The organism is Morganella morganii H1r (genome assembly GCF_000633515.1).
Lineage (GTDB): Bacteria > Pseudomonadota > Gammaproteobacteria > Enterobacterales > Enterobacteriaceae > Morganella > Morganella morganii_B.
The window spans coordinates 1-3689 of sequence record NZ_AYMP01000093.1 but is presented as its reverse complement, the minus strand read 5'-3'; the positions used below and the strand labels follow the sequence as shown (position 1 = coordinate 3689).

Sequence of the window (3689 nt, the reverse complement as noted above, 5' to 3'; positions counted from 1 at the left end):
TAAAAATGGGGGGATTACCGTATCCCCACTCTCTGTTCAAGCCAGCCTCTTGAATTTTGTTTACGGGCAGCTTAGTTCAAAATAGGACATAATACATCTCTATTTGAATGCCAAAATTTAGTAAATATTTTAATTTCCTATAGCATTCAAGGTGTGTTGGACATAAAAAACCTTTCATGATATATGGTTAAAACATTGTCATCAAAAAAGTTAACGGGGGAAGTAATGCCGGCGAGTGATAAGAAAGAGCAGAATGGGCTCCCTAGCAGTTACTGTCATCGTGGCGATGAAGTGAAATCTGCCATAGTTAGGAATTATATTATTCAACCAGTGGCCCATTTGAAGTTGATCCCAGGGCAGGTGAAGGAAAGTTATTCCAACTACCCCCTTACTGACCAGTACTATTGTTTTTCTTTCCAAGGACGAATAGACAAGGAAGACATAGGTGCTTTTTTCTGTGGAAAAGATGTCGCCAAAGATTTTATTCAGCTGATCAATGGAACTGAGTTGCCTTTGTTTAACCCACTAAAATCTGAGAGCACTACCAGTGGAAGCAGTTCAGGTTCATCATCAGGATGTTTCAGTACAGGGATCAAACCAAATGCAGATAAGAAACTCTTTATAGATGCAGCAAGGTTGCTGATGATGCTATGGGACTCCACCAGTAAAGGCCAAACCCCGTTAGCATATGTTCTAAACGAAGCTATCACTGAAGGTATAGGTAAACGACCAGAATTTAAGCATGTGCTTAGCGTTAACACAATGCTGGGAAATACAAATAATACCCTTACAGGCTTACTAGCCGAGGCAAAAACTAAATATCCGAATGTTACATTTAGGGATTTTGATTTCTCACCTCTGAACGAAATCGTAAAACGTTCAAAGTACTACGACAAGCATGCTCCGTGCTACTAAGCTTCCACATGCTGTGAAGTGGTCAACTAAAATTGGCCATGGTTTCCCCATCATCTATCACCTATATCCCCCCTCAAAAACTAACTTGGGGGCACTAATGGGGGCACTGATATTTATCCAACTCAATAAATTCATTTAATATCAATGCCATTATCCATCAAATGCGACTCCTGTGATCTCCGCCAATCAGATTCAATATACCTCCGCTGAAATTCATTAAAGACCCTATTCCTCGTTAAATAACCAGACTCCTGAGAAATTTGTCCGAAATATGCAAAAATGCTCTCTTCCCATTCGAAGCCGGATGCAGATACCGGAAGTCACCCGTGAGGAACCACGGAAAGGTTATGTGTCTCCTTATTTCTATTACCCGATAACACGTAATCAGCGTGTGCTTTTTTAATGATAATAATTAAACGAAATAATCCTGCAGGCGGAAATCGCGGCGTATTCGTGACAGTAACATGAAATGAAGTACCGGCGTTGCGTTAAAGCGGAATCAGATTAATTTGAACGGTGTTACCCTGTGTTATATCCTAAGCGAAATTACTAAGGGGTAACAATGGGATATAAATACGGCCCGGTGCTGAAAACAATCATTCCGGAAGATAAGCCGTATAGTTTTGAGCAACGACCGGATTATGATGAATTTATCCATCAGGCGAACCGGCTTAAAATAGAATCAACGATTGGTGATGATACGGATGACGAGAATGTTTCCGCACTGATTACGGTTGAGGAAGCGGAGTATGTTTTAAAAAACACCAATACATCGAATCCTTTTTCGACAGCGAAAGAGGCATTGTTTGGTGTCGGTGATTTGGTTTCCAATTTTGCCGGTAGTGTTTATGAATCAGGCCGTGTTTACCGCATTATTAATGAATTCGGTGGTCTTGGTGTTAAAGCCACGGAATACATCGGTAAAAATGGTAATATTTATATCCGCCTGTCCGGTCATTCGGGCGTGAGGGTTTTTCTTAATGCGACCCGGTATTTGGCTGACAATCCTAAAGTATTGTATATGGGCATCGGAACCATGGGGCAGAATGATGTTTCAGTCAGGTCAGCCCGGTTTTCAATTGTGTATTCTCTGGCGTATCGTGCGGTTGAGCTGATATTTAAAGATGAATATACGCTGACGAATTTTTTTGTGAATGTGACAATGGATATGGCAAAGCTTGTGGTCAGTATGCAGGTAGGTACGGCGGTTGTTACCGGACTGATGACATTCAGTAGCATCGCTGCTGGTAGTGTTATTGCTGTATCTCTGCTTATATTTACTGCTGGTCTTATTATTTCGTTTTTATTATACGAATTGGATGAACAGTTCGGCATAAGTGAGTCGATAATTAGAGAGCTTAAAAAGCAGCGCAAAGTACGATCTGATGGTGAAGGACGGCATCATGCTGATACCTTTTTCACGAATTTTCATCGGTTCGGTTAATTTTTTTACTACTTTCAATAGGTGCTGCTGTGAGTGAGATAAAACCAGTTAAAATGTATTTAGTTTCAGCTTTCCTTTTTTTTGCTATAGGATTTGGCGCATATTTTTCGGTACGTGGTTATATTAATTACTTTCTTAAATCTGATATAATTTCATTTTCATTCCCACTGGGATTCATTATTTTCGGCTGTCCTTTACTTGCGTGGGCTTCATATTGGATGATTATTATCGGGTATCGCAAACAAAAAGGGAAATTAAAAAAAAGATGAGAATAAATAATATAATCACCAACTCACTCGCGGCAATAACCATATTCGGGATTATTTTTAGTTTCTTTTTTTCCTTTTATGTTGAGTATGATTTGACATCTCGCGGTTATGTTAAATGTCATAAAAAATCAATTCACGCACCTGCAAAATATATTATTTCAAAGGATATGTGTGAATAAAACATATCCTTTATCATTGCCGGTTAAATCAATTCACTGTTAATGCTGAGTATTGAGGTACTTGCTTTCAAATGATATTATTTCGCTTTTATTATATGAGCTGGATGAACAGTTTGGTATAAGCGAGTTTATTATTAGGGAACTTAAAAAGCAGCGCAAAGCACAGACGGACAGTGAAGGGCGGTATCATGCTGATACCTTTTTCACTAACTTTCACCGGTTCGGCTAATTTCTTATTAACGTTAACAGGTGCTTCAGTGAGTGATATCAAACCAGTAAAAGTGTATTTTGTTTCCGTAATATTTTTCTTTATTGGCGTATTTGGAGCGTATGGATCACTAAAAAGCTATATAGATTACTTTATTAAAAACGATATTATCTCATTTTCATTCCCCCTGGGAATTTTTATTTTTTCGCTTCCTTTGTTTTTGTGGCTATCATATTTAATGATTATGTCTGGGTATCGAAAACAAAAAGAAAAATTAAAATGGAAGGCAAAGCCTAATAATAAAATCACCAATTTACTTGCGGCAATAGCCATATTTGGAATTATTTTTAGCTTCTTTTTTTCCTTTTATGTTGAGTATGACTTAACGTCACACGGTTATGTCAAATGCCATAAAAAATCCATTCACGCACCCACAAAATATATTATTTCAAAGGATATGTGTGAATAACACATATCCTTTATCATTGCCGGTTAAATCAGTTCGCTGTTAATGCTGTATGTTGAGGTGCTGGCTTTCACATGCTCTCTTGAAATGGATTGGTATCTCATTCTGACGACTTGATAAGGGTCTTCGCTGCTTTCACTGACTAAGTTTGCGTTAACATCATCAACGCTAACCAGTGATGCGCCGGTCTGTAGTGGTCAACTAAAAT

At 38.4% G+C, this 3689-nt stretch carries 5 protein-coding genes; all 5 read left to right on the top strand.

All coding sequences use genetic code 11. The features are described 5' to 3' along the window. The first annotated feature begins 225 nt into the window (after positions 1 to 225). Positions 226 to 915: a hypothetical protein gene (locus U868_RS0123035; RefSeq protein ID WP_025155337.1), complete on the top strand. Its 690-nt coding sequence runs from the start codon at positions 226 to 228 to the stop codon at positions 913 to 915. 562 nt (positions 916 to 1477) lie between these two features. Continuing rightward, positions 1478 to 2359 carry a hypothetical protein gene (locus tag U868_RS23935; protein WP_051583110.1) on the top strand — a complete coding sequence of 294 codons (882 nt, stop codon included), beginning with the start codon at positions 1478 to 1480 and terminating at the stop codon, positions 2357 to 2359. Positions 2360 to 2388: 29 nt separating this feature from the next. Next, a complete protein-coding gene (locus U868_RS26105) occupies positions 2389 to 2628 on the top strand; it encodes a hypothetical protein (RefSeq protein ID WP_240182758.1) in 240 nt (79 codons plus the stop codon). Then, complete coding sequence (locus U868_RS26100) at positions 2625 to 2807, top strand: DUF1240 domain-containing protein (protein WP_240182757.1); 183 nt, start codon at positions 2625 to 2627, stop codon at positions 2805 to 2807. Before U868_RS26105 ends, U868_RS26100 begins: the two co-directional genes overlap by 4 nt. A 188-nt stretch (positions 2808 to 2995) precedes the next feature. After that, positions 2996 to 3484 (top strand): DUF1240 domain-containing protein, encoded by a 489-nt coding sequence (locus U868_RS0123020; RefSeq protein ID WP_051583109.1) that lies wholly within the window; start codon positions 2996 to 2998, stop codon positions 3482 to 3484. The last annotated feature ends 205 nt before the right edge of the window (positions 3485 to 3689 follow it).